The following is a 21,545-nucleotide window of genomic DNA, read 5'->3' on the forward strand; positions in this document are numbered from 1 at the left end:
GCGTATCGGGGGAGCGCATGACGTCCGTGGTGACCGCCGGGGGGATCTCGGTCACCATGCGGGGCGCCGTCGTGGAGGCGGGCGAGACGGTTCTGGAACGTCTGGTCTCCGACGGCGTCCCCGCCGGGCTGCGGCCGGGCGCGTCCCGTCCGGGGGGCGGGTGCCGCGCGTTCCGGCTGTGGGGGCCCGACGCGGCCCCGGCCGCCGAGCGGGGGCTCGGCTGGCTCGACCTGCCGGAACGGTCCAAAGGGCTGCTCGCGCGGCTCGCCGGGATCGCCGGCGAGGCCCGCGGCGCCGGGCTGGACCGGCTGGTGTTGGTGGCGACGGGCGGCGGCGCGACCGCGCCCGAGGTGATCGGCCGGCACGCGGGGGCGGACCTGACCGTCCTGGACGGCACCGACCCGCGGCAGGCCGGCGCGGTCCTCGCCGACGGGCGGCTGGCGCGCACGCTGGTGGTCCTGTCGAGCCGGGACGGCTCGGACCTGGTGGTGGACGCCCACCGGCGGATCTTCGAGGGCGCCTTCGCGCGGGCCGGGATCACCGGGCCCGAGCTGGCCCGCCGCTTCCTGGTGGTGACCGAGCCGGGATCGCCGCTGGCGAGGCTGGCGGAGGAGTCCGGTCACCGGCTCGTCGAGGCGAGCCCCGGCGTGCCGGACCCCTACGGCGCCCTCGACGCGACGGGGCTCGTCCCGAGCGCGCTGGCGGGCGCGGACGTGGCGCGGCTGCTGGACGAGGCCGCCGCGCTGGCCCCCGCGCTGGGTCAGCCCTTCGACAACCCGGCGCTCACCCTGGGCGCCGCCCTCGGCGCGGTCTCGGCCGCCTCGCCCGGGCGCGGCACGGGCCACGGCGCGCTGGTCATCGCCGACCAGGAGGCGGGCCTGGGCGGCTGGGCGGAGCATCTGATCGCCGAGTCGATGGGGAAGCAGGGCAAGGGACCGCTGCCGGTCGTCGTCGAGGGCGTGGAGGCGCCCGGATTCGGCGCCGCCGACGGCGCGTGCCGCATCATGCTGGGCGACCGTCCCGGGGAGCACGGGGCGCGGGAGGACGCGGAGCTGGGCGTCGCGGGCCCGCTGGGCGCGCAGTTCCTGCTGTGGGAGTACGCCACGGCGGTCGCGGCCCGCGTCACGGGCGTCAACCCGTTCGACCGTCCCGACGTCCGGGAGTCGGCGCGCAACACCGCCGCGCTGCTGCGCGCCGAGGAGGGCGGCGCCCCGACCGTGATCGGGCGCGCGCCCGCCATGGTGGCGGGTGCCGTGGAGGTCCACGACCCGGGAGAGCTGCTGAAGGGCGCGCTCAAGGGCGCGGGGTCGCTCCCGGCCGCCCTGGACGAGCTGCTGTCGTCGGTCCCGGACGGCGGCTACCTGGCCGTGCTGGCGTACCTCGACCGGCGGGGCGACGCGGACGCGGCCGGGCTGCGCTCGCTGCTGGCCGGGCGGGGCGCCGTCGTCCGCAAGAACCCCGTCCCGGTCACCTTCGGATGGGGGCCCCGGTACCTGGACACCACCGGCCAGTACCACAAGGGCGGGCCGCCGAACGGGGCGTTCCTGGTGATCACCGGTGACGCCGCCGCGGACATCCCGGTGCCCGGCCGCCCGTACACGCTGGGGCAGTTGCATCTGGCGCAGGCGTTCGGCGATCTGCGGGTGCTGCGCTCGCTCGGGCGTCCCGCCGTCCGGCTGCACCTCAGGGACCGGGTGGACGGCCTGGCGCAGCTCGCCAAGGCCCTCACCTCCTGAACCCGGCCCCTGAACCCGGCCCCTGAACCCGCCCCTTGAATCGGCCCCCGAGCCCGGCGGGGAGCGTGGCGCTCCTCACGGTCCGGAACCAGAAGATCGCACAGGATCGCCCAGAGGGTCGCGGACGCCCGTTCACTCCTGGAACCATAGGAGGCCGGGAGGGAACGGTGTCCGGATTCGACGTACTGACGCGCGGCGACGTGCTGGACGCGGCACTGCAGGCACGGGACCACCTCGTGAGCTGCGGCGTGCCCGCCGCCCTCGCCACCAAGGATCCGCGCCTGTGGGGGCGGCGCGCGGTCGACCACGGCCGGCTGGGCTGGCTCGACCTGCCGTTCACCTCCCGCGGGCTGCTGGACCAGATCGAGGGACTGGTCGCGGAGATCCGCTACACGGGGCTGGACCACATCGTGCTGATCGGGCTGGGCGCCGAGAGCCTGGCCGCCAAGGCGATCATGGCGGGCGGGCCCGCGGCCTCCCGGCTGACGGTGCTGGACGGCGGTGACACCGCCGCGCTCGGCCGGGCGCTGGAGCGGCTGGACCGGACCCTGGTGGTGCTGTCCAGCAAGTCCGGGGTGTCCCTGGAAGGCGACGCGTACCGGCGGATCCTCTCCGAGGCGTTCCGCGCGCTGGGGATGTCCGAGCAGGAGATCGCCGGCCGGTTCCTGGTGATCACCGACCATGGCAGCCCGCTGCACGAGTACGCCAAGCAGAGCGCGTTCCGCATCGGCCTGACCGACCCGAACCTGCCCGGCCATTTCAGCGCGCTGTCGGCGTACGGGCTGGTCCCGGCCGTCCTGGCGGGCGCGGACGCGCACACGCTGCTGGACGAGGCGGCGACGCTGCTGCCGTCGCTGTCCAAGGACGACGACAACCCGGGACTGCTGCTCGGCGCCATCCTCGGCGGCTGCGCGCAACGCGGCGCCGACGGGCGGCCCCAGGACAAGCTGATCCTGCACGAGCCGCCGGGCGGCGGTCCCCTGTCGGCCTGGATCACCCACCTGCTGGCCTGCGCCACCGGGCGGCAGGGGCGGGGGCTGCTGGCGTTCGAGCCGCCGGGCGGCCCCGGCCCGATCCCCGACGCGCACACGCTGGAGATCAACCCGCGGGAGGGGCCCTCGGAGGCCGACACCTCGGTGTGGGCGCCGCTGGGCGCGCAGTTCCTGCTCTGGCAGTACGCCGCGGCGGTGGCGGGCTGGCTGATGGGCGTGAACCCGTTCGAGCCGGCCGGCGCGATGGCGCGGGAGATCGAGGACGACGCGGTGACGATGCTCCGGGCGGCCGGGCCGGGCCCGCTGCCCGACCAGCGGCCCGCGTACGTGGACGGCGACATCGAGATCCACGCCGACTTCGTCTGGCCGGGCGGGGTGGGCCGCGCCGACCTCCCGATGACGCTGGAGGCGCTGGTGGAGGGCGTCCCCTGGGACGGCTACCTGTCGGTCTCCTCGTACGTCACCGGCGGCTTCACCGGGCGGGAGCCGGCGCCGGGGCTGGCCCGCCGGTCGGGCCGCCCGGTGACCTACGGGACGGGCCCCGCGCACCTGCACGCCACCGCCCCGGTCCACCTGGACGGGCCGGGCACCGGCGCGTTCCTGATCGTCAGCGGCGACCCGCCCGCGGGCGACCCGCTGGCCGTCGAGCCGGTGGCGGGCCGCCCCTACAGCCTGGCGAGGCTGCGGCTGGCCCGCGCCATCGCCGAGACGCGGGCGCTGCGGCGCCGCGGGCTTCCGGTGGTGCGGCTGCATCTGCGCGACCCCGTGGAGGGCGCGCGGCGCCTGTCCGAGGCCGCCGGGACGGCGGCGTGGGCATGACGCCGGTGTTCGTCGGGCGCGATCGGGGGCAGGCATCCGACGAGCGGCCCGGGATCGGGAATGATCACCTCGGCGGTGGCGTATACCCCTATGGGATAGGGAACGCCGAGCGGCGGGGTGAGGATACGGCGGCCGCACGTGCGTACCGCTGAGCGACGACGCGTCCGCGACGGCGACCGGGTCGGCGCGGCCGTCGGCTGGACGGCATCGATGATCTGGAAAGAGGGGGCCCTCACGTGACCAAGACACCCAACCCGCTCCGGGATCCCCGGGACAAGCGGCTGCCTCGGGTGGCGGGGCCGTGCGTGCTGGTGCTGTTCGGTGTCACCGGGGACCTGGCCCGCAAGAAGCTGCTGCCCGCCATCTACGACCTGGCCAACCGCGGGCTGCTGCCGCCGGGGTTCTCGCTCGTGGGGTTCGCCCGCCGCGACTGGGACCACCAGGACTTCCGGCACATCGCCTACGAGTCGGTCAAGGAGCACGCCCGGACGCCGTTCCGGGAGGACGTCTGGAAGCACCTGTCGGAGGGCATGCACTTCGTCCCCGGCGAGTTCGACGACCCGGGCGCGTTCGACGCGCTGGCGATGGCGGTCAAGGAGCTGGACGTCGTCCGCGGCACCGGCGGCAACTACGCCTTCTACCTGTCGATCCCGCCGAAGTTCTTCCCCCAGGTGGTGGAGCAGCTGCAGCGCGCCGGGCTGGCCGACCACGGCGACGAGTCCTGGCGGCGGGTGGTCATCGAGAAGCCGTTCGGGCACGACCTGGCCAGCGCCAAGGAGCTCAACGACACCGTCCACCAGGTCTTCCCCGAGGAGTCGATCTTCAGGATCGACCACTACCTGGGCAAGGAGACCGTCCAGAACATCCTGGCGCTGCGGTTCGCCAACTCCATGTTCGAGCCGCTGTGGAACCGCTCGTACATCGACCACGTGCAGATCACCATGGCCGAGGACATCGGCATCGGCGGGCGGGCCGGCTACTACGACGGGATCGGCGCCGCCAGGGACGTGATCCAGAACCATCTCCTCCAGTTGCTGGCGCTGACCGCGATGGAGGAGCCGACCTCGTTCAGCGCGGAGGCGGTCCGGGCGGAGAAGGCCAAGATCCTGTCCTCGGTGCGGGTGCCGGGCGACCTGGACGCCTCCACCGCCCGCGGCCAGTACGCGGCGGGCTGGCAGGGCGGCGTGAGCGTGCGGGGCTACCTGGAGGAGGACGGCATCCCCGCCGACTCCAGGACCGAGACCTACGCCGCCATCAAGCTGGAGATCGACAACCGGCGCTGGGCGGGGGTGCCGTTCTACCTGCGCACCGGCAAGCGGCTCAGCCGCCGGGTGACCGAGGTGGCGCTGGTGTTCCAGCAGGCGCCGCACCTGCCGTTCTCGCAGACCGACACCGAGGAGCTGGGCGAGAACGCGCTGGTGATGCGGGTGCAGCCGGACGAGGGCATCACGGTGCGGTTCGGCTCGAAGGTGCCGGGCACCTCGATGGAGATCCGCGACGTCAACATGGACTTCGCCTACGGCGAGTCGTTCACCGAGGCCTCACCCGAGGCGTACGAGCGGCTGCTGCTGGACGTGCTGATCGGCGACCCGCCCCTGTTCCCCCGGCAGGAGGAGGTCGAGCTGTCCTGGCGGATCCTCGACCCGATCACCGAGCACTGGGCGGCGACCCCGGGGATGGACCAGTACAAGTCCGGGGGCTACGGGCCCGAAAGCGCCGACAGGCTGATGGCGCGCGACGGCCGCTCCTGGCGGCGGCTCTAGGAGCGAGAACACGTGAACATCGACCTCACCAACACCACCACGCGCCGGATCCAGGACGCGCTGACCCAGGCCCGGCACCTGATGGGCGGCCCCGCCGTCGGCATGGTGCTCACCTTGATCATCGTGACGGACGAGTCGGCGCAGTACGACGCGGTGCGCGCGGCGACCGAGGCGGCCCGTGAGCATCCCTGCCGGGTGCTGACGGTCATCTCGCGGGACTCGCGGGGCAACACCTCCAGGCTGGACGCCGAGATCCGGCTGGGCGAGACCGGGCCGGGCGAGACGGTGCTGCTGCGGATGTACGGGCCGCTGGCGCTGCACGCCGACTCGGTGGTGGTGCCGCTGCTGATGCCGGACACGCCGGTGGTGACCTGGTGGCCGGGCGGCAAGGTGCCGGAGGCGCCCAGCAAGGATCCGCTGGGCAGGCTGGCGCAGCGCCGGGTCACCGACGCCTACGCCGCGCCCGACCGGCTGGGCACGCTGGCCCGGCTGGCGGAGGTCTACAAACCCGGCGACACCGACTTCAGCTGGACCCGGCTCACCACGTGGCGGTCGCTGCTGGCCGCCGCGCTCGACCAGGAGCACGCGGAGATCACCGCGGGCGAGGTGACGGCGGAGCCGGACAGTCCCAGCGCCGAGCTTCTGGCGGCCTGGCTGTCGCTACGGCTGGGCGTCCCGTTCGCGCGGTCGGCCTCCGACGGCCCCGGCATCACCGGCGTGCGGCTGGTCACGGCCGATGGCGACATCACGGTGACGCGGCCCGACGGGCGGGTGGCGACGCTGTCGCGTCCCGACCAGCCCGACCGGCAGGTGTCGCTGATGCGGCGGCCGCTGCCGGAGCTGCTGGCCGAGGAGCTGCGCAGGCTCGACCCCGACGAGGTCTATCACGAGGCGGCGGCCCGCTTCGCCAAGGACCTGGCGGCCGTGGCCGCGCAGGCGGAGGTGCCGCCGGGCGCCAAGGCGGCCGAGACCTCCGGCGCGACGCCCGAGCTGCCCGAGGACCCGGTGCCCGGTCTCGAAGGCGGCACGGAGGCTCCATGAGCGCCACGCCGGGAGTGCTGATCCACAGCGACCAGTCGCTGCTGGCCAAGGCCGCCGCGGCGCGGCTGGTGACCCGCCTGGTGGACGTGCAGGCCGCGCGCGGCACCGCGTCGGTGGTGCTCACCGGCGGCGGGGTGGGCACGGCCGTGCTGGCGGAGCTGGCCGCGTCCGGCGCGCGGGAGGCCATCGACTGGCGGAACCTGGACATCTGGTGGGGCGACGAGCGTTTCCTGCCGTCCGGCCACGCCGAGCGCAACGAGACCGGTGCCCGTGAGGCGCTGCTCGACAAGGTGGACGCCGATCCGGCCCGCGTGCATCCGATGCCCGCGTCCGACGGCCCGGACGGCGACGATCCCGAGGCGGCGGCGCGGCGGTACGCCGAGGAGCTGCGCGCCGCGTCCCGTCCCGAGGACCACGGGCCGGTGCCGTCCTTCGACGTGCTGATGCTCGGGATCGGCCCGGACGCGCATGTGGCGTCGCTGTTCCCGGAGATGCCCGCGCTGTACGACGAGCGTCCCGTGGTGGCGGTTCGCGGCGCGCCCAAGCCGCCGCCGACGCGGCTGTCGCTGACGCTGCCGTCGATCCGGGCGGCGCGCGAGGTGTGGGTGCTGGCGGCGGGCGAGTCCAAGGCCACGGCGGTGCGGATGGCGCTGTCGGGCGCCGGGCCGGTGCAGGTGCCGGCGGCGGGCGCGCGGGGCCGCCAGCGCACGTTGTTCCTGCTCGACCGCGCGGCGGCGTCCCGGCTGCCGCCGGGGATGGACCGCGTCGGCTCGCCTTGACGCCCGGCCCTGGTCATAGCCTGGCCTTTGCCCGAATATTGTGACTTCCTGGGGAATGTCCCCTTGCGGGTGCACGGCATCCCATGGCGAGGAGGGTCACAGGTGCTCCAGGGTCGGGCGATCGGGGCGTTCACGGCGGTGGCGGCCGCGCTGGTACTGGCGGTCGCCGGGTGTTCCTCCGGCGACGGCGGCACACCAGGCGGCAAGGAGGCGGAGGCCGCTCCTCCGGAACTCGCCATCACCCCGGCGAACGGGGCCAAGGGCGTGGCGCCCGACCAGCCCGTCGTGGTCAAGGTCGACAAGGGCAAGCTGGCCGGTGTCACGCTCGCCGACGGCAAGGGCCGCGAGGCGGAGGGCAAGCTCGCCGCCGACGGCACCTCGTGGCGTTCGTCATGGGGCCTGAAGCCGGCCACCACCTACACCGTCACCGCCCGCAGCACGGCCCCGGACGGTAAGGCGGCCACCGCCACGTCCACCTTCACCACCCTGACGCCCACGGCCAAGCTGGAGAGCGGCATGGCGCCGCTGGACGGCGAGAAGGTCGGCGTGGGCATGCCCATCCAGTTGCTGCTGTCCAAGCCGGTCACCACCGAACAGGGCAAGCGGAACGTCGAGCGGTCGCTGGAAGTGCGCATGTCCAAGCCCGTCGAGGGCGCCTGGTACTGGATCAGCGACAAGGAAGTGAACTTCCGTCCCCGCGACTACTGGCCCACCGGGCAGAAGGTCAAGGTCATCGCCCACCTGGCCGGGGTGCGGGCCGGGGAGGGCCTGTGGGGCGTGAAGGACCGCACGGCCACGTTCACCGTCGGGCCACGGCACATCACCCTGATCGACGCGAAGAAGTACCGGGCGACGGTGACCGAGAACGGCCGGACCGTCCGCACGATGAAGGTCAGCCTCGGCAAGCCCGGCGACGACAGCTACTCCGGGAAGATGATCGCCCAGGAGAAGGTGGCCGACATGGTCATGGACTCGGCCACCACCGGCAACCCCGGCGAGTACCGGACCCCAACGAAGTGGAACGTCCGGATGACCTACAGCGGCACGTTCGTCCACTCGGCGCCCTGGTCCACCGGCGCGCAGGGAAGCGCCAACGTCAGCCACGGCTGCGTCAACGCGTCCCCGGCCGACGCCAAGTGGTTCTACCACTTCACCAACCGCGGCGACATCATCGAGGTGACCGGGACGACCCGCAAGCTGCAATTCGGCAACGGCCCCACGCCGTGGGCCAAGTCCTGGGAGGACTGGGTCAAGGGCAGCGCGCTCGGCGCCCCCGTCAAGGGCCTCCCGCTGAAGTGACCAAAGTAGACGGGCCACTCGACTTTGGGCGCTCCCGGTGCCGGCCGGGTGCTGGCTACCGTTGATCCGGTGAGGTTCCGCTCGCCCCTGCGCAGCCCGGTCCTGGCCCAGGCGGCGCGTGACGTGTCGGTGGTGGCGGTCGCCGCGTGCATCGGGTCCCTGGCCTTCCTCGGCGCGCAGGAGACCCGTCCGCACCCCTCCACCGCGCAGTCCGTGCGCGACCTGGTGATCGGGATCGTCGCCTGCCTCATCCTGCTGCTGTTCCGGCGGCGCCGCCCCGTGGCGGTCACCCTCGTCCTGACCGTCATGGCCGTCTTCTCCGGGTCGGCGTGGGGCACGCCGGCGATGGGCGTGTTCACCGTCGCGCTGCACTGTTCGTGGCGTGCGACCGCCCTGGTGACCGCCCTCAACGGGGGGTTCATCGTCTTCGCGTTCACCGTGGTTCCCGGAATGGGGGATCAGGAGCGGGTCGAGTCGATGGCGGTGTTCCTGTCCATGTACGTGGCGCTGGTCGCCACCGGGCTCCTGATCCGCTCGCGGAGGCAGCTCATCGAGTCGCTCAGGGAACGGGCGCGGCAGGCCGAGGAGGGACAGCGGCTGCGCGTCGAGGAGGCGCGGCACCTGGAACGGGAGCGGATCGCCAGGGAGATGCACGACGTGCTGGCCCACCGGATCTCCCTGCTGGCCGTCCACGCCGGGGCGCTGGAGTTCCACGCCGACGCGCCCGCCGAGCAGAGGGAGGCCGCCGGGATCATCCGGCGCGGCGCGTACGAGGCGATGGAGGACCTGCGCCAGGTGATCGGCATGCTGCGGGACACGCCGCCCGAGAGCACGGGCGACACCGCCGAGCGGCCGCAGCCCACCCTGACCGACCTGCCCGCGCTGATCGAGGAGTCGCGGCGCGCCGGGACGCACGTCACGCTGGACGAGCGGGTGCCCGACCCGGACCAGGTGCCGTCGAGGATCGGGCGTCACGCGTACCGGATCGTCCAGGAGGGGCTGACCAACGCCCGCAAGCACGCCCCCGGCGCCCTGGTGCGGGTGACCGTCGCGGCCACCGGCGCGGGCGGGCTCAGCGTCGAGATCGTCAACCCGCTCCCGCCGGGACCGGCCGTGAACGGCACGGGCCTGCCCGGGGCGGGCATGGGCCTGGTGGGCCTGCGTGAACGCGTCACCATGCTCGGCGGGGAACTGGAGCACGGCCGCACCGAGGACGGCCGGTTCCGCCTCCACGCCACGCTTCCCCCGCCCGTCGGCTCCTAGGGTTGTGACCATGGAATCCGCCAGCGCCCCCACCGGGACACCGCCGATCAGCGTCCTGATCGTGGACGACGACGCCCTGGTCCGCGCGGGACTGAGGATGATGCTGGCGGCCGCCGACGACCTGCGCGTGGTCGCGGACGTGGCCGACGGCGCCGAGGTGGTGCCCGCGGTCAACCGGCACCGCCCCGACGTGGTCCTGATGGACATCCGGATGCCGCGCCTGGACGGGCTGGCGGCCACCGAGCTGCTGCGCGCGCGCCGCGACCCGCCCGAGATCATCATCCTGACCACGTTCGACACCGACGACCACATCCTGCGCGCGATGCGCGCCGGGGCCAGCGGGTTCCTGCTCAAGCACACGCCGCCGCCCGACATCATCCGCGCCATCCGGCAGGTCGCGGCGGGCGAGCCGATGCTGTCCCCCGCGGTGCTGCGCCGCATGATGTCGTACGTCGCCGGGACCGGCGTCGACCCGCGCCGCGAACGGGCCCGCGAGCTGCTGGGACGGCTCAGCGAGGGCGAGCGGGCCGTGGCCGCCCTGGTCGGGCGGGGCCGTACCAACGGCGAGATCGGCAGGGAGCTGTCGCTGAGCGTGGCGACGGTCAAGGCGTACGTGTCGCGGCTGCTGACCAAGCTGGAGCTGAACAACCGGGTGCAGATCGCGCTGCTCGTCCACGACGCGGGCGAGCGGGACGGCGAGGCCACGGGAACGCCGTAGACGACCGGCGCCGGGCGGTCGACTTCCGGCGCCGCGCGCTCGACCATCGGCCGACGCGGCGGCGGGTGGCGTCCCGCCACCCTGGACGCATGATCGAGGTTGAACGGCTCACCAAACGCTATGGGGAGGTCGTGGCGGTCGACGACGTGTCGTTCCGCTGCGAACCCGGCACCGTCACCGGCTTTCTCGGCCCCAACGGCGCGGGCAAGTCCACGACCCTGCGGATGATCTGCGGGCTGACGCCGCCGAGCTCGGGCACCGCCGCCGTGAAGGGCGTCCCGTACCGGCGGATCGCCAACCCGGGCCGGCATGTCGGCGTGCTCCTGGACGCCGCCGCGATGCACCCGGGGCGGACCGGGCGCGAGACCCTCGCCCTGACCGCCCGGCTCCTCGGGGTCGGACGGGAACGCGCCACCGAGATGCTGGAGCGCGTCGGGCTGCCCGCCAAGGCCGCCCGCCGCCGCGTCGGCGGGTACTCGCTGGGCATGCGGCAACGGCTCGGGCTCGCGCAGGCGCTGATCGGCGACCCGAGCGTGCTGGTCCTGGACGAGCCCGCCAACGGGCTGGACCCGGAGGGCATCTTCTGGATGCGGTCGCTCCTGCGGGACTTCGCCGACCGGGGCGGGACGGTGCTGCTGTCGTCGCACCTGCTGCGCGAGGTGGAGGCGGTGGCCGACCGGTTCGTGGTGATCGCGGGAGGCCGGATCGTCGCCCAGGGAGCCAAGGAGGACCTGCTGTCCGCGCCCGGGCCGATGCTGGTGCGCGGCCTGGATCCCGCCGCGCTCCGCGATGCGCTGACCGCCGCGGGCCTGACCGCGCGCCCCCAGGAGGACGGGACGTTCGCGGTGGACGGGACCGCCGAGGCGGTGGGACGCGCGGCCGCCGCGGCCGGGGTCGTCCTGCTGGAACTGCGCCAGGCGTCCGGCGGCGGACTGGAGGAGCTGTTCCTGTCCCTCACCGCGTCCTCGGCCGCCGCTCCCGTGCCCGACTCGCCCGTGCCCGCCGTGGAGGTGGCCCGATGACCGCGACCGTGACCGCTCCCCGCGACGCCACTCCCCCCGTCGTGGACGACCCGCCCGCCCCGTCCCTGGTGCGGCTGACGCTGATCGAGTTCCGCAAGACCGTCGACACCCGGTCGGGACGCTGGCTGCTGATCGTCATCGCGCTGTGCACGCCCGCGCTGATGCCGCTGATCCTGTTCACGATGCCGGCGGAGGAGCAGACGCTGCGGGAGCTGTTCATCGCCTCGCAGGCCGGGCCGATGATCCTGCTGCCCGTCCTGGGCATCCTGTCGGTCACCTCCGAATGGTCGCAGCGCACGGCGCTGACCACGTTCGCGCTCGTCCCCCACCGGCGCCGGGTGCTGGCGGCGAAGCTGCCCGCCTGCGCGCTGCCGGCCGCCGTGTTCGTCGGGATCGGGCTGGCGGGCTCGGTCGCCGCCCGCGCGATCGGCGGCGCGACCGGCCGGTCGGAGGGGTCCTGGTCGCTGCCGCCCGAGCTGGTCGGCCAGACCCTGCTGACCTCGGTTGTCCTCGTCGTGATGGGCGTGGCGTTCGGCTTGGTCCTGGGCAGCCCGGCGTCGGCGATCGTGCTGTACTTCGTCCTGCCGACCCTGTGGACGACGCTCGGCGAGATGGTGAGGCGGCTCACCGGCCCGGCCCGCTGGCTGGACACCAACAAGACACTGGAGTCCCTCGCCTCACCCGACGTCACGGGCGTCGAATGGGCCCGTGTCGGCACGTCGGTGGCCGTGTGGGTGCTCCTCCCCCTCCTCATCGGCACGATCCGGCTCGTCCGCCGCGAGGTGAAGTGACGCCGCGCCCCGCGCGAGGCCGGCACCGGAACCCCCCACCGCCGTCCAGAGCCCGGCGGTGACGGCCCGGCGCCGGCCCAGCACGCTGAGCGGTCACCGATCCCTTACCGAACCCATACCGAGCCTGAAACGTGATCAGCGCACCAAATGCGTCATTCCGGTGGCGAACGGTGACAAAGCCCAGGACAATGCCCCGCATGTCTCGTACAGATGATCGTTTCGTGACGCGGCGACGCGTCCTCCGCCCCGAGACGACGGTCGAGCATGTCGACGAGTTCGCCAAGGGCGCTCACTGGCCCATGGTCGGCGTGACCGAACGCGACCGGGAGTCCGGCACCGACGGCGAGGTCGTCTGGCAGGCCGACGGGCACACGCTGGGCAAGCAGGTCCTCAAGGCCGGGTCGCTGCACTACGTGCAGGACGCCATGTTCGGCATCGGCTACTACTACCTCACCGGCAGGCCGAAGGGCCTCGTGGAGACCCTCGCCGCGAACGCCGCGCAGGTCCTCGACCCCTGGACGGTCGAGGAACTGTGCCAGGCGTTCGACCAGTCCGGCGACCCCCGCGCCCGCGGCCAGGCCGCGCTCCGCCTGGGCCTGGCCGCCCCCGCCAAACCCGACCAGCAGGTCGTCAAGCGCATCGGCACCGCCCTGGCCGACCAGGACGCCCGCGTCCGCTACGCCTCGATCTTCGCCGCCTCCTACACCCGGTACGAGGCGCTGCTGCCCGGCCTGCGCGCCATCGCCGACAAGGACGAGGAAGAGTTTCTGCGCGACCGCGCCGCCGCCACGCTGCGTTCGATGGACGGCGTGAAGGTCTAGCCCGCCCGGCGATGGAACGAGGCCATGCTGGAGATGGTGGAGGGCGACAGGCGCACCCTCTCCGCCATCTACAAGAAGATCGAGGCCAAGGGCCTTCAGGTCGCGGCTTCACCTCACCCCGAGCCGCCACGGAAATGCTCGATCAGGCGCGAGTAACTGTCACCGCCATGGCCCTGCTCCACGGCCCGGCTCACGAGCGACAGTGTGCAGGCGGGGAATTCCTCGTCGATTCCGCGTGCCCGGCTTTCCCGTACGAGGTCGTCGACCGAGGGCAGGTGGTGCTTGAGCGCGCCGTACTCGACGGCGTGCTCGCGCCGGTCGACCTCGTGCGCGATCCCGGGCAGAAAGCCCAGCAGGGCCGTGATCGAAGGGCGCGCGTCCGTCAGGAACCGCTCCGCCTCGATGCCCGCGCTCTCCAGGAGCGCGGCGGCGTGAAGCAGGCCGTTGAGCGTGCCCCACATCGTGTCGTGGACGGCCATCCCATACAGGGCCGGAACGCCCGCGTCGTCCGAGACGAGGCTTCCTCGGCCACCCAGCAAGTCGAGCACGCCGCGGAACTCGTCGTGGACGTCCTTGGAGCCCCCGTAGAAGACCACGGCGTCGGGATGGCCGACGCCCGGCGCGATCGTCATGATCTGCCCGTGCAGGTAGGCGGCGTCCCGCTCGGCGGCCCACGCCGCCATGTCCCGCGCCTCCGCCGACGTTCCGTCCGTCAGGTTCAGGACGGCGCGCCCGGCCGGCACGTCCCGCGCCCCTTCCAGCAGGTCACGCGCCGTGGCGTTCCCCTTCACGCTCACGATGACGAGTTGCGCCGCGCCGACGGCGTCGTGGACGGTCGCGGCCTGGCGGGCTCCTAGTTCGACGAGTGCCGCGGCCTTGGCCGGAGTCCGATTCCACACCATGGTGGGGTGTCCGCCGTTCAGCACCGCTTGCGCGAGGGCAGTGCCCTCTCGCCGAGCCCGATCACGGCGACGCTCGCCTTCTGGACCGTGCCGTCGATGTCGCCGGCCGTCATGCCGTCCTCCTCGGATCGCGGAGCGAGGACCACGCTAGGAACTCAACCGGGCTTGAGGTCAACCCGCCCCGAAAGTTCGGTTCGCGGCCGGTCATCTCTTCCTCCGCCCACTGCTGTGGCCGGGCTGCCGGGTATCCCCCGCGTGGATCGATCACGAGCGACCTACGCGGCGGGTCCTGTACGTCCGCGCGTTCCCTCTCCGGGTTCGTCGCGGGCGGACGGTCACTTGGGAGGGAGCGCGCCATGGATTTTCTGCCGAAGCAACCGTCCGGCAAGGGCACGGCCGAGATGTTCACCGGTGACGTCTGGATGGACGTCATCATCACGGCCGCCGAGCCGTCCCGGATGCGGGCGACCCTTATCCATTTCGCCCCCTCCTCGCGCACCGTCTGGCACCGTCACATCTTCGGGCAGACCCTGTACGTCACCGACGGCATCGGGCTGGTGCAGTCCCGGGGCGGCGATGTCATGGTGATGCACCCGGGCGACACCGTGTACACGCCGCCGGGCGAATGGCATTGGCACGGCGCGACCCCCGACAACTTCATGACCCACCTGTCCATGTGGGAAGGGCTCAGCGGCGCCGACCAGGGCGCCGAGAACGAATGGGGCGCCCCCGTCACCGACGAGGAGTACGGCCGGCGGTGACTACCCGAGCCGGCCGGCGGCGGACTCGGCTGCCCGTAGCAGCGCGCGGGCGCGGTCGCCGGGGCCGGTGCCCAGGTCGCCCAGCCGGGCGTTGATCCGTACGAGCCCGGCGGCGGAGCGGACGGCGGCCACGGCCAGGTGGACTCCGGTGGCGGCGTCGCCGATCAGGTTGGGGTTGCCGTGCTCGCCGATGTCCGCGCCCAGCGCCGCGACCTCGGCGGCCCCTTCCGCGATCTCCAGGGGGACCTCGCAGGCCCGCGCGAGGGCCTTCCCGATCCGGTCGCGGCGGCCCTCGGTGTCCTTGGGCAGCCGGTACGCCTCCAGGACGGCGCGATAGGCGGTCGCGTCCTCCTCGGCGAGGGTGAGGGCGCGTTCGCGCAGCGCGTCCGCGCGCGCGGCGATGTCTCCGGCGCGGCCGTAGGACGCGGGGGCGAACCGGGCCGCCATCGCGACCAGGGCGGCGCCGAGGGCGGCGGTGAACGCGGCGGCGCCGCCGCCCCCGGGCGCGGGCTCGGCGGCGGCGACGGCGTCCAGCCAGCCCGCGACGGTCATGTCGCGGTAGGCGGGGCGTCCGGCAGGCGGAGGAGACGTCACGACAGACCCGCGATCTCGCCGTTCTCGTCCAGGTCGATGCGGGTGGCGGCGGGTCGCTTGCCCAGGCCCGGCATGGTACGCATCTCCCCGCAGATCGGGTAGACGAATCCGGCGCCGACCGACGCCCGGACCTCGCGGACCGGCAGCGTCCACCCGGTGGGGGCGCCCTTGAGGGACGGGTCGGAGGAGATGGACAGGTGGGTCTTGGCCACGCACACCGGCAGCCCCCCGAACCCGGCACGCTCGTAGGTGTCGAGCTGGCGGGAGGCGGTGGGCGAGTAGTCGACGGCCGCGGCCCCGTACACCTTGGTGGCGATCGTCTCGATCTTCTCGCGGAGGCTCGCCCCGTCGGGGTAGAGCATCCGGAAGTCGCTGGGCTCCTCGGCGGCGTCGGCGACGGCCTCGGCGAGCTCGGCGGCGCCGCGTCCGCCGTCGGTGAAGTGCGTGCAGACCGCCGCGCGGGCGCCCATCTCCTCGGCCACCTGGCGGATCACCCGGTGTTCCGACGGGTGGTCGGACGGGAACGCGTTGATCGCCACGACCGGGGTGACCCCGTGCAGCCGCACGTTCTCGATCTGCTTGCGCAGGTTGGCCGCGCCGGCCTCGACGTCGCCGGGGTCGTCCTCGAACAGCTCGGGGGGCAGCGGGCGCCCGGCCACGATGGCGTACTTGCCCGAATGGGCCTTCAACGCGCGGACGGTGGCGACGACCACGGCGGCGTCCGGGGTGAGCCCGGACGTGCGGCACTTGATGTTGAAGAACCGCTCGGCGCCCATGTCCGCGCCGAACCCCGCCTCGGTGATCAGGTAGTCCCCCGACCGGATCCCGACGAGATCGGCCACCACGGAAGAGTTCCCGGTGGCGATGTTGCCGAACGGCCCGGCGTGCACCAGCACCGGCGTGTTCTCCAGGGTCTGCAGCAGGTTCGGCTTGATCGCCTCGCGCAGCAGCACCGCCATCGACCCCGCGGCCCCGAGCTGCTCGGCCGTGACGGGGGTGCCTGAACGGGTGTAGGCGACGACGATGCGTCCCAGCCGTGCCCTCAGGTCGTCCAGGGAGTCGGCCAGCGCGAGGGTGGCCATCACCTCCGAGGCGGCGGTGATGTCGAAGCCGGTCTGGCGCGGCACCCCGTCGGCGCGGGCGCCCAGCCCGATGACGATGTTGCGCAGGGCGCGGTCGTTGACGTCCAGGACCCGCCGCCAGGTCACCTCGTGCGGGTCGATGCCCAGCTCGTTGCCTTGGTGCAGGTGGTTGTCCAGCATCGCGGCCAGCAGGTTGTGCGCCGCCGTCACCGCGTGCATGTCGCCGGTGAGGTGCAGGTTCAGCACCTCCATCGGCACCACCTGGCTGTAGCCGCCGCCCGCCGCCCCGCCCTTGATCCCGAACGTGGGCCCCATGGACGGCTGCCGGATCGCGACCGTGGCCCGCTTCCCGATGTGCTTGAAGCCCTGTCCCAGCCCGACCGTGGTGGTCGTCTTCCCCTCTCCCAGCGGCGTCGGGGTGATCGCGGTGACCACCACGTACTTGGCCTTGGGCGCCTCGGCGAGCTCGTCGATCGCCGACAGCTTGATCTTCATCACCGTCTCGCCGTACGGCTCCAGAAGGTTGGTGCTCAGTCCCATCTCGCCGGCGATGTCCTCGATCGGCTTGAGGGACGCCTGGCGGGCGATGCTGAGATCGGAGGGGAACGTTTCGGCTACCAAGGCACGCCTCCAGAGATTCCGGATGTGAAGCCGGTCATCTCGATGGTGGAGGGGCCGCTTCCCAGGAGCATCGCCGATCCCATGCAATGGAAGGCGAGTCCCCGCCGCCGTCACGACCGGGGCCTTGCCCGGGGGACCCTCAGTCCCGGCGGACGGGCGCCCACAGCCGATCGGCGTCGCCGGCGGCGAGCCGGCCCCGGTAGACACCGATCTTGTGGTCGATGAGCCTGAGGTTGTCCCGGATCTCGGCGAGCCTGGCCGCCACGTTGGCGCGGTGTTCTTCCAGCAGGGCGAGCCGTTCCCGTTCGTTGCCGTGCCCTGCGGACACGAGCTGCGCGTAGCGCCGGATCGTCTTGATCGGCATACCGGTGGCCCGCAGCCGGGTGCGGACGGTGATCCATTCCAGGTCGAGCCGGTGGTAGCGGCGGCGTCCACCCGGGGTGCGGTCGATGGGGGTGACGACCAGGGCAGGGACCGTCCGGCCGCGCGCCTCAAGAGCGCCGGATGATCCGGCGCAGCCGGCGGAAACGGCCTTTGCGTTCCGTCCGCTCGGGGGTGGGTGGCCTGCCGGGTTCCGTGGCGGGGGCCGCGGCCTGTCTCGCCTTCCGCCATCGTTCCACCACGGCCTCGGCGTCGACCGGGAACACCATGATCGGCAGTTCGGACGGGCGCCGCAGCGAGTCCTTGATCCGCTGGTTGAGATCGTCCACCACGTCCCGGACCGCCCGCTCGGAGCGCAGGTCGCGGACGGTCTCGGGGAGCCGGTCGATCTCCTTGCGCAGCCGCAGCCGCTCCGGCAGCATCGCCCCGGTGTCCAGCCCTTCGCGGCGGGCCCAGTCCGCCACCCACCGCTCCATGCTGAAGGGCTGATCGCTCTTGGGGAGCGGCTTGCCCGCGCCCGGCAGCTCGTCGAACGCGCCGCGCTCCTCCGCCTCGCGGATCTGCCTGTCGACCCACGTCTCGAAGTTCATCCCAGGCGGCTTGCGCTCGGTCATGCGCGGCCCTTCTCCCCCAAACGACGGCCTCCTACCAGGGTATGCGGCCGTTCCCGGAGCAGGATCTCGGCCGGTTCGAGGCCGCGCGCGTGGGCTGAGTTTCAGTCGTGACGGAGGAGCAGATCGACGACTCCCGCGGCACCCTCGTCGGGACTCCCGTCGGCCAGAAGGCGGGACATCAGGTCCATGTACGGGGTCAGCAGTTCGGGGCTGACACCCTGCTCCTCGGCCGTGCGCAGCAGGGTCGCGTTGCCTTCGACCATCATCGCGAGGTTGGAGACGACGCCGCTCTTGTAGTCGCCGCTCTCCAGTTGGACGGCGGTCTGGACGGCGGAGCCCGCCATGGTCGTGAGCCAGCCCTGGAGGAGGAGAGCGAAGTCCTTGAGGGCGATGTCCTCGTTGCGGATCAGGGCGTAGGCGTGGCTCATCCCGGCGAACATGCCCGTCATCGCGCTCAGGAGGGCCACGTCGTGGAGGGCCGCGAAGCCGGCGTCCTCGCCGACGTAGGTGACGCCGGTGGGGACGGCGAGGGTGGCGCGGTGGTCGTCCAGGAGGCCGCGGGAGCCGCTGTAGAAGATGTGGCCGCCGGACTCCGGAACGCCGATCATGGGCGGGACCGCCATGATGCCGCCGTCCAGGAAGCGGGCGCCGCGCTCCTGCGCCCAGCGTGCGCGGTCCCGCGCCCGGCCAGGAGTGGTCGTGGTGAGGTTGACCAGGTCCTTGCCGGACAGGTCCGTGCCGTCGAGGACGCTGCCGACCGAGGCGTCGTCGAGGAGGCAGGCCACGATGAGGGCGTTGGCGGCGACGGCCTCCGCGGCGGTGGCGGCGATCCGCGCGCCCTCGGCGGCGAGGGGTTCGGCACGGGCGGCGGTGCGGTTCCAGACGGTCAGGGGGTGCCCGGCGGCGAGCCAGGTCCGGGCGAGGGCGGTTCCCATGTCGCCGAGCCCGAGAAGGGTCAGCGGTGTCTTCTCATCCATGGCGATCAGGTTGGTCGATCGCTCCACGAGCTGGAAGTACGCACTTCGAAGTGGGTGGTTACCCTGGGGTGAGTCATCGGGCGGGAGGGCGCATGGAACGGCCAGGGGCGCGGCACTGCGGCATCGACGCGGTGATGGACGTGATCGCCGGGCGGTGGAAGCCGAGCATCCTGTGGGCGCTGGACGGGCGGGCGCGGCGGTTCGGTGAGCTGCGCCGCCTGCTGCCCGGGATCACGGAGAAGGTGCTGGCGTCCTCGCTGCGGGAGCTGGAGGCGGACGGCATCGTCCACCGCGAGGTGTACGACGAGGTGCCGCCGCGCGTCGAGTACAGCCTGACCCTGCGGGGCGTGTCCCTGAACGAGGCGCTGAGGCCGCTGGGCGAGTGGGGGCAGCGGCACCTGGTCAATGCCCGGTGATCGCGTCCGCCACCAGGGCGAGGGGTGAGGTACGGCGGGAGGTGGAGGCCCGCTCGTGGGCGTCGGCGGCGCGGTAAAGGGCGTAGGTGGCCTGGACGCCCAGCCAGCGCAGGGGCTCGGGCTCCCAGTGCCGGGCCTTCCAGCCGACCCACGGCATCCGGGTGAGCGGGGTGTCCCGCTTGAGGAGCAGGTCGCGGAGCGTGCGCCCGGCCAGGTTGGACGTGGCCACGCCGGTGCCGGTGTAGCCGCCCGCGTGGCCGAGGCCGGTGCGGTGGTCGAGGGTGACGGCGGAGCACCAGTCACGGGGGACGCCGAGGACGCCCGACCAGGCGTGCGCCACCGGAACGGACGCGGCGGCGGGGAACATGCCGACGAGTGTGCGCCACAGGGCGTCCACGGTGCCGGGGTGGGTGCGGCCGGAGCCGTCCACGCGGGAGCCGTACCGGTACGGCTTGCCGCGCCCGCCGAAGGCGATGCGGCCGTCGGCGGTGCGCTGGGCGTAGACGTAGTAGTGCGCCATGTCGCCGAGCAGCTCGCCGCCGTCCCAGCCGATGTCCTGCCACGTCTCGGCGGGCAGCGGCGTGGTCACGATCATGGAGCTGTTCATCGGGAGCCAGTCCCGGTGGTGGCCTTCCAGGTCGGGGGTGAAGCCCTCGGTGGCGCGCAGGACGTACTCGGCGGCGACCGTCCCGTACGGGGTGGCGGCAGCGGCGGGCGAGACGCTGGAGCGCGGCCGGATGCGCAGCACCGGTGTGCGCTCGTACACCTCGACGCCCAGGCCGCGGACCGCGCGGGCCAGGCCCTGGACGAGCGCGGCCGGCTGGACACGGGCGCAGTGCGGGCTCCACGCCGCGCCCACGGCGCCCTCGACGTTGACACGGCCGTCCGCGTCGAGCGTGACGTCCTCGCCGGTCCAGCCCCACTCACGGAGCCGCTTGACCTGCTTGTGCAGCCGGGCGAGCTGCGCCTGGTTGCGCGCCACGTACAGGACGCCGCTTTTCAGCAGTCCCGCCTCGATGCCCTCGTCCTTCGCGACGCGGACGATCTCATCGATGGTGGAGAACATCTCGCGCTGCAACGCGATCGCGGCGGCACGCCCATGGCGGCGGGCGTAGCGCTTATGGGACCCGGCCACCTCCCCCACCACCCAGCCGCCGTTGCGGCCGGACGCGCCGTACCCGGGAAACTCCTTCTCCAGCACGACGATGTCCAGGTCGGGCTGCGCGCGCTTGAGGTAGTACGCGGTCCATAGCCCGGTGAAGCCGGCGCCGACGATGCACACGTCGGCCGAGCGGGGTCCGGGCAGGCGTTCACCGGGGGACGGAACGCCACCCGCGTCGCGGTACCAGTACGACACGCCCCCGTTGCCGAAGCCGGGGGCGAGCGGGGCGTGTTGCGAGTCCATGCCTCATCCTGATCTAACGCCGAGGGCTTCGCAGCACGTCAGGCATCTTGGCCCCACCGCGGCTCGGGTTCCCCCTCGGGAAGGCCCACCCGGAACACCCGCATCTGGAGGGCCAGCGCCGAGTAGTACCCCACGATGGCGACCAGTTCCACGACGGCGGCGCGGCCGAGCGTGGCGACCGCCTCGGCGTAGACGGGATCGCTGAGGTCGCCGTCCACGACCATCTGGCGCGCCGCCTCGTACACCACCCGTTCCCGCACGTCGGCGAGCATGGGGGCGACGCCGGTGCGCAGCGCGTCCAGCTCGTCCTCGGTGAGGCCGGCGCGGCGGCCGATCCGCTCGTGCGCGTACCACTCGTAGGGGGCGCGGTGCCCGGCCGCCACGACCAGGATCGCGATCTCGCATTCCCGTTTGGTGAAGGCCGTCCGGAACCGCAGCGCGGCGCCGAGCTCCTGCAGCGGCATGCCCACGGCCGGGCTGTAGAGCATCGCGTTGAACGGGCCCAGGAGGCGGCCTTCGTCGTCCATGTACCGGATGGGCGAGGGCCCGTCGCGGCGCGGCCCGCCGGTGACCGCCTCGTACACCTCCCGCTGCTCCTCGCTCAGCAGTCCGGGTCGCAGCAGCGGCAGGCGGACGCCCTCGCGCCCGGAGTCGGAGTCGGCGGGCTCCGCGTCCCGCGGAGGAAGGGCGTCGTCTGTCACGGGGTCGCCGAGGTCGGCGTTCACTGGGTCGATCACCCACCGCACGC

General features: G+C 73.2%; 21 protein-coding genes. 13 read left to right on the forward strand and 8 right to left on the reverse strand.

The window, feature by feature from the left end; genetic code table 11:
* Nucleotides 1–17: 17 nt before the first annotated feature.
* From ACGWYJ_RS13935 to ACGWYJ_RS13985, 11 genes are all read left to right on the forward strand, one after another.
* The gene (locus ACGWYJ_RS13935; RefSeq protein WP_395106345.1) at nt 18–1,736 is read left to right on the forward strand and encodes a glucose-6-phosphate isomerase; all 1,719 of its coding nucleotides are present in this window, start codon (nt 18–20) and stop codon (nt 1,734–1,736) included.
* 167 nt (nt 1,737–1,903) lie between these two features.
* On the forward strand, nt 1,904–3,547 hold the full coding sequence (locus tag ACGWYJ_RS13940; protein WP_395106346.1) for a phosphoheptose isomerase: 1,644 nt from the start codon (nt 1,904–1,906) through the stop codon (nt 3,545–3,547).
* Between the two features lie 236 nt (nt 3,548–3,783).
* A complete protein-coding gene (gene zwf, locus ACGWYJ_RS13945) occupies nt 3,784–5,310 on the forward strand; it encodes a glucose-6-phosphate dehydrogenase (RefSeq protein ID WP_395106347.1) in 1,527 nt (508 codons plus the stop codon).
* A 12-nt stretch (nt 5,311–5,322) separates the two neighbouring features.
* The gene (locus ACGWYJ_RS13950; RefSeq protein ID WP_395106348.1) at nt 5,323–6,351 is read left to right on the forward strand and encodes a glucose-6-phosphate dehydrogenase assembly protein OpcA; all 1,029 of its coding nucleotides are present in this window, start codon (nt 5,323–5,325) and stop codon (nt 6,349–6,351) included.
* On the forward strand, nt 6,348–7,130 hold the full coding sequence (gene pgl / locus ACGWYJ_RS13955) for a 6-phosphogluconolactonase (RefSeq protein ID WP_395106349.1): 783 nt from the start codon (nt 6,348–6,350) through the stop codon (nt 7,128–7,130). Before ACGWYJ_RS13950 ends, pgl begins: the two co-directional genes overlap by 4 nt.
* Nucleotides 7,131–7,232: 102 nt before the next feature.
* On the forward strand, nt 7,233–8,429 hold the full coding sequence (locus tag ACGWYJ_RS13960) for an Ig-like domain-containing protein (RefSeq protein WP_395106350.1): 1,197 nt from the start codon (nt 7,233–7,235) through the stop codon (nt 8,427–8,429).
* A gap of 69 nt (nt 8,430–8,498) precedes the next feature.
* The gene (locus tag ACGWYJ_RS13965) at nt 8,499–9,692 is read left to right on the forward strand and encodes a sensor histidine kinase (protein ID WP_395106351.1); all 1,194 of its coding nucleotides are present in this window, start codon (nt 8,499–8,501) and stop codon (nt 9,690–9,692) included.
* 10 nt (nt 9,693–9,702) lie between these two features.
* The gene (locus ACGWYJ_RS13970) at nt 9,703–10,410 is read left to right on the forward strand and encodes a response regulator (protein ID WP_395106352.1); all 708 of its coding nucleotides are present in this window, start codon (nt 9,703–9,705) and stop codon (nt 10,408–10,410) included.
* Between the two features lie 89 nt (nt 10,411–10,499).
* Complete coding sequence (locus tag ACGWYJ_RS13975; RefSeq protein WP_395106353.1) at nt 10,500–11,432, forward strand: ABC transporter ATP-binding protein; 933 nt, start codon at nt 10,500–10,502, stop codon at nt 11,430–11,432.
* Nucleotides 11,429–12,223 carry an ABC transporter permease gene (locus ACGWYJ_RS13980; protein WP_395106354.1) on the forward strand — a complete coding sequence of 265 codons (795 nt, stop codon included), beginning with the start codon at nt 11,429–11,431 and terminating at the stop codon, nt 12,221–12,223. Before ACGWYJ_RS13975 ends, ACGWYJ_RS13980 begins: the two co-directional genes overlap by 4 nt.
* A 221-nt stretch (nt 12,224–12,444) precedes the next feature.
* Nucleotides 12,445–13,044 (forward strand): HEAT repeat domain-containing protein, encoded by a 600-nt coding sequence (locus ACGWYJ_RS13985; protein WP_395106355.1) that lies wholly within the window; start codon nt 12,445–12,447, stop codon nt 13,042–13,044.
* A gap of 113 nt (nt 13,045–13,157) precedes the next feature.
* On the opposite strand, the gene ACGWYJ_RS13990 is transcribed toward ACGWYJ_RS13985, so the two are convergent.
* Nucleotides 13,158–13,946 (reverse strand): NAD(P)-binding domain-containing protein, encoded by a 789-nt coding sequence (locus tag ACGWYJ_RS13990; RefSeq protein WP_395106356.1) that lies wholly within the window; start codon nt 13,944–13,946, stop codon nt 13,158–13,160.
* Nucleotides 13,947–14,302: 356 nt separating this feature from the next.
* On the opposite strand from ACGWYJ_RS13990, the gene ACGWYJ_RS13995 reads away from it, so the two are divergent.
* The gene (locus ACGWYJ_RS13995; protein WP_395106357.1) at nt 14,303–14,707 is read left to right on the forward strand and encodes a cupin domain-containing protein; all 405 of its coding nucleotides are present in this window, start codon (nt 14,303–14,305) and stop codon (nt 14,705–14,707) included.
* On the opposite strand, the gene ACGWYJ_RS14000 is transcribed toward ACGWYJ_RS13995, so the two are convergent.
* The 5 genes from ACGWYJ_RS14000 to ACGWYJ_RS14020 all read right to left on the reverse strand — a co-directional run bounded on the left by ACGWYJ_RS14000 (nt 14,708) and on the right by ACGWYJ_RS14020 (nt 18,976).
* Entirely contained in the window at nt 14,708–15,301 is a 594-nt protein-coding gene (locus ACGWYJ_RS14000) for a cyclodeaminase/cyclohydrolase family protein (RefSeq protein WP_395106358.1), read from the reverse strand.
* Nucleotides 15,298–17,004 (reverse strand): formate--tetrahydrofolate ligase, encoded by a 1,707-nt coding sequence (locus tag ACGWYJ_RS14005; protein ID WP_395106359.1) that lies wholly within the window; start codon nt 17,002–17,004, stop codon nt 15,298–15,300. The genes ACGWYJ_RS14000 and ACGWYJ_RS14005 overlap by 4 nt, the downstream gene beginning before the upstream one ends.
* A gap of 139 nt (nt 17,005–17,143) precedes the next feature.
* Complete coding sequence (locus tag ACGWYJ_RS14010) at nt 17,144–17,470, reverse strand: MerR family DNA-binding protein (RefSeq protein WP_395106406.1); 327 nt, start codon at nt 17,468–17,470, stop codon at nt 17,144–17,146.
* A 25-nt stretch (nt 17,471–17,495) separates the two neighbouring features.
* Nucleotides 17,496–17,999, reverse strand: a complete 504-nt coding sequence (locus ACGWYJ_RS14015) for a DUF1992 domain-containing protein (protein ID WP_395106360.1) — start codon at nt 17,997–17,999, stop codon at nt 17,496–17,498.
* 101 nt (nt 18,000–18,100) lie between these two features.
* Nucleotides 18,101–18,976 (reverse strand): NAD(P)-dependent oxidoreductase, encoded by an 876-nt coding sequence (locus ACGWYJ_RS14020; RefSeq protein ID WP_395106361.1) that lies wholly within the window; start codon nt 18,974–18,976, stop codon nt 18,101–18,103.
* Nucleotides 18,977–19,068: 92 nt separating this feature from the next.
* Between ACGWYJ_RS14020 and ACGWYJ_RS14025 the strand changes: the two genes are divergently transcribed.
* Nucleotides 19,069–19,392, forward strand: a complete 324-nt coding sequence (locus ACGWYJ_RS14025; RefSeq protein ID WP_395106362.1) for a winged helix-turn-helix transcriptional regulator — start codon at nt 19,069–19,071, stop codon at nt 19,390–19,392.
* Here ACGWYJ_RS14025 and ACGWYJ_RS14030 read toward each other — a convergent pair.
* Nucleotides 19,379–20,797 carry an NAD(P)/FAD-dependent oxidoreductase gene (locus tag ACGWYJ_RS14030; protein WP_395106363.1) on the reverse strand — a complete coding sequence of 473 codons (1,419 nt, stop codon included), beginning with the start codon at nt 20,795–20,797 and terminating at the stop codon, nt 19,379–19,381. The two genes, ACGWYJ_RS14025 and ACGWYJ_RS14030, sit on opposite strands and share 14 nt — an antisense overlap.
* Nucleotides 20,798–20,835: 38 nt before the next feature.
* Nucleotides 20,836–21,534, reverse strand: coding sequence for a carboxymuconolactone decarboxylase family protein (locus ACGWYJ_RS14035; protein ID WP_395106364.1), 699 nt, complete (start codon nt 21,532–21,534; stop codon nt 20,836–20,838).
* Nucleotides 21,535–21,545: the final 11 nt, after the last annotated feature.

The sequence above is a fragment of the Actinomadura sp. SCN-SB genome (assembly GCF_043906805.1).
Lineage (GTDB): Bacteria > Actinomycetota > Actinomycetes > Streptosporangiales > Streptosporangiaceae > Spirillospora.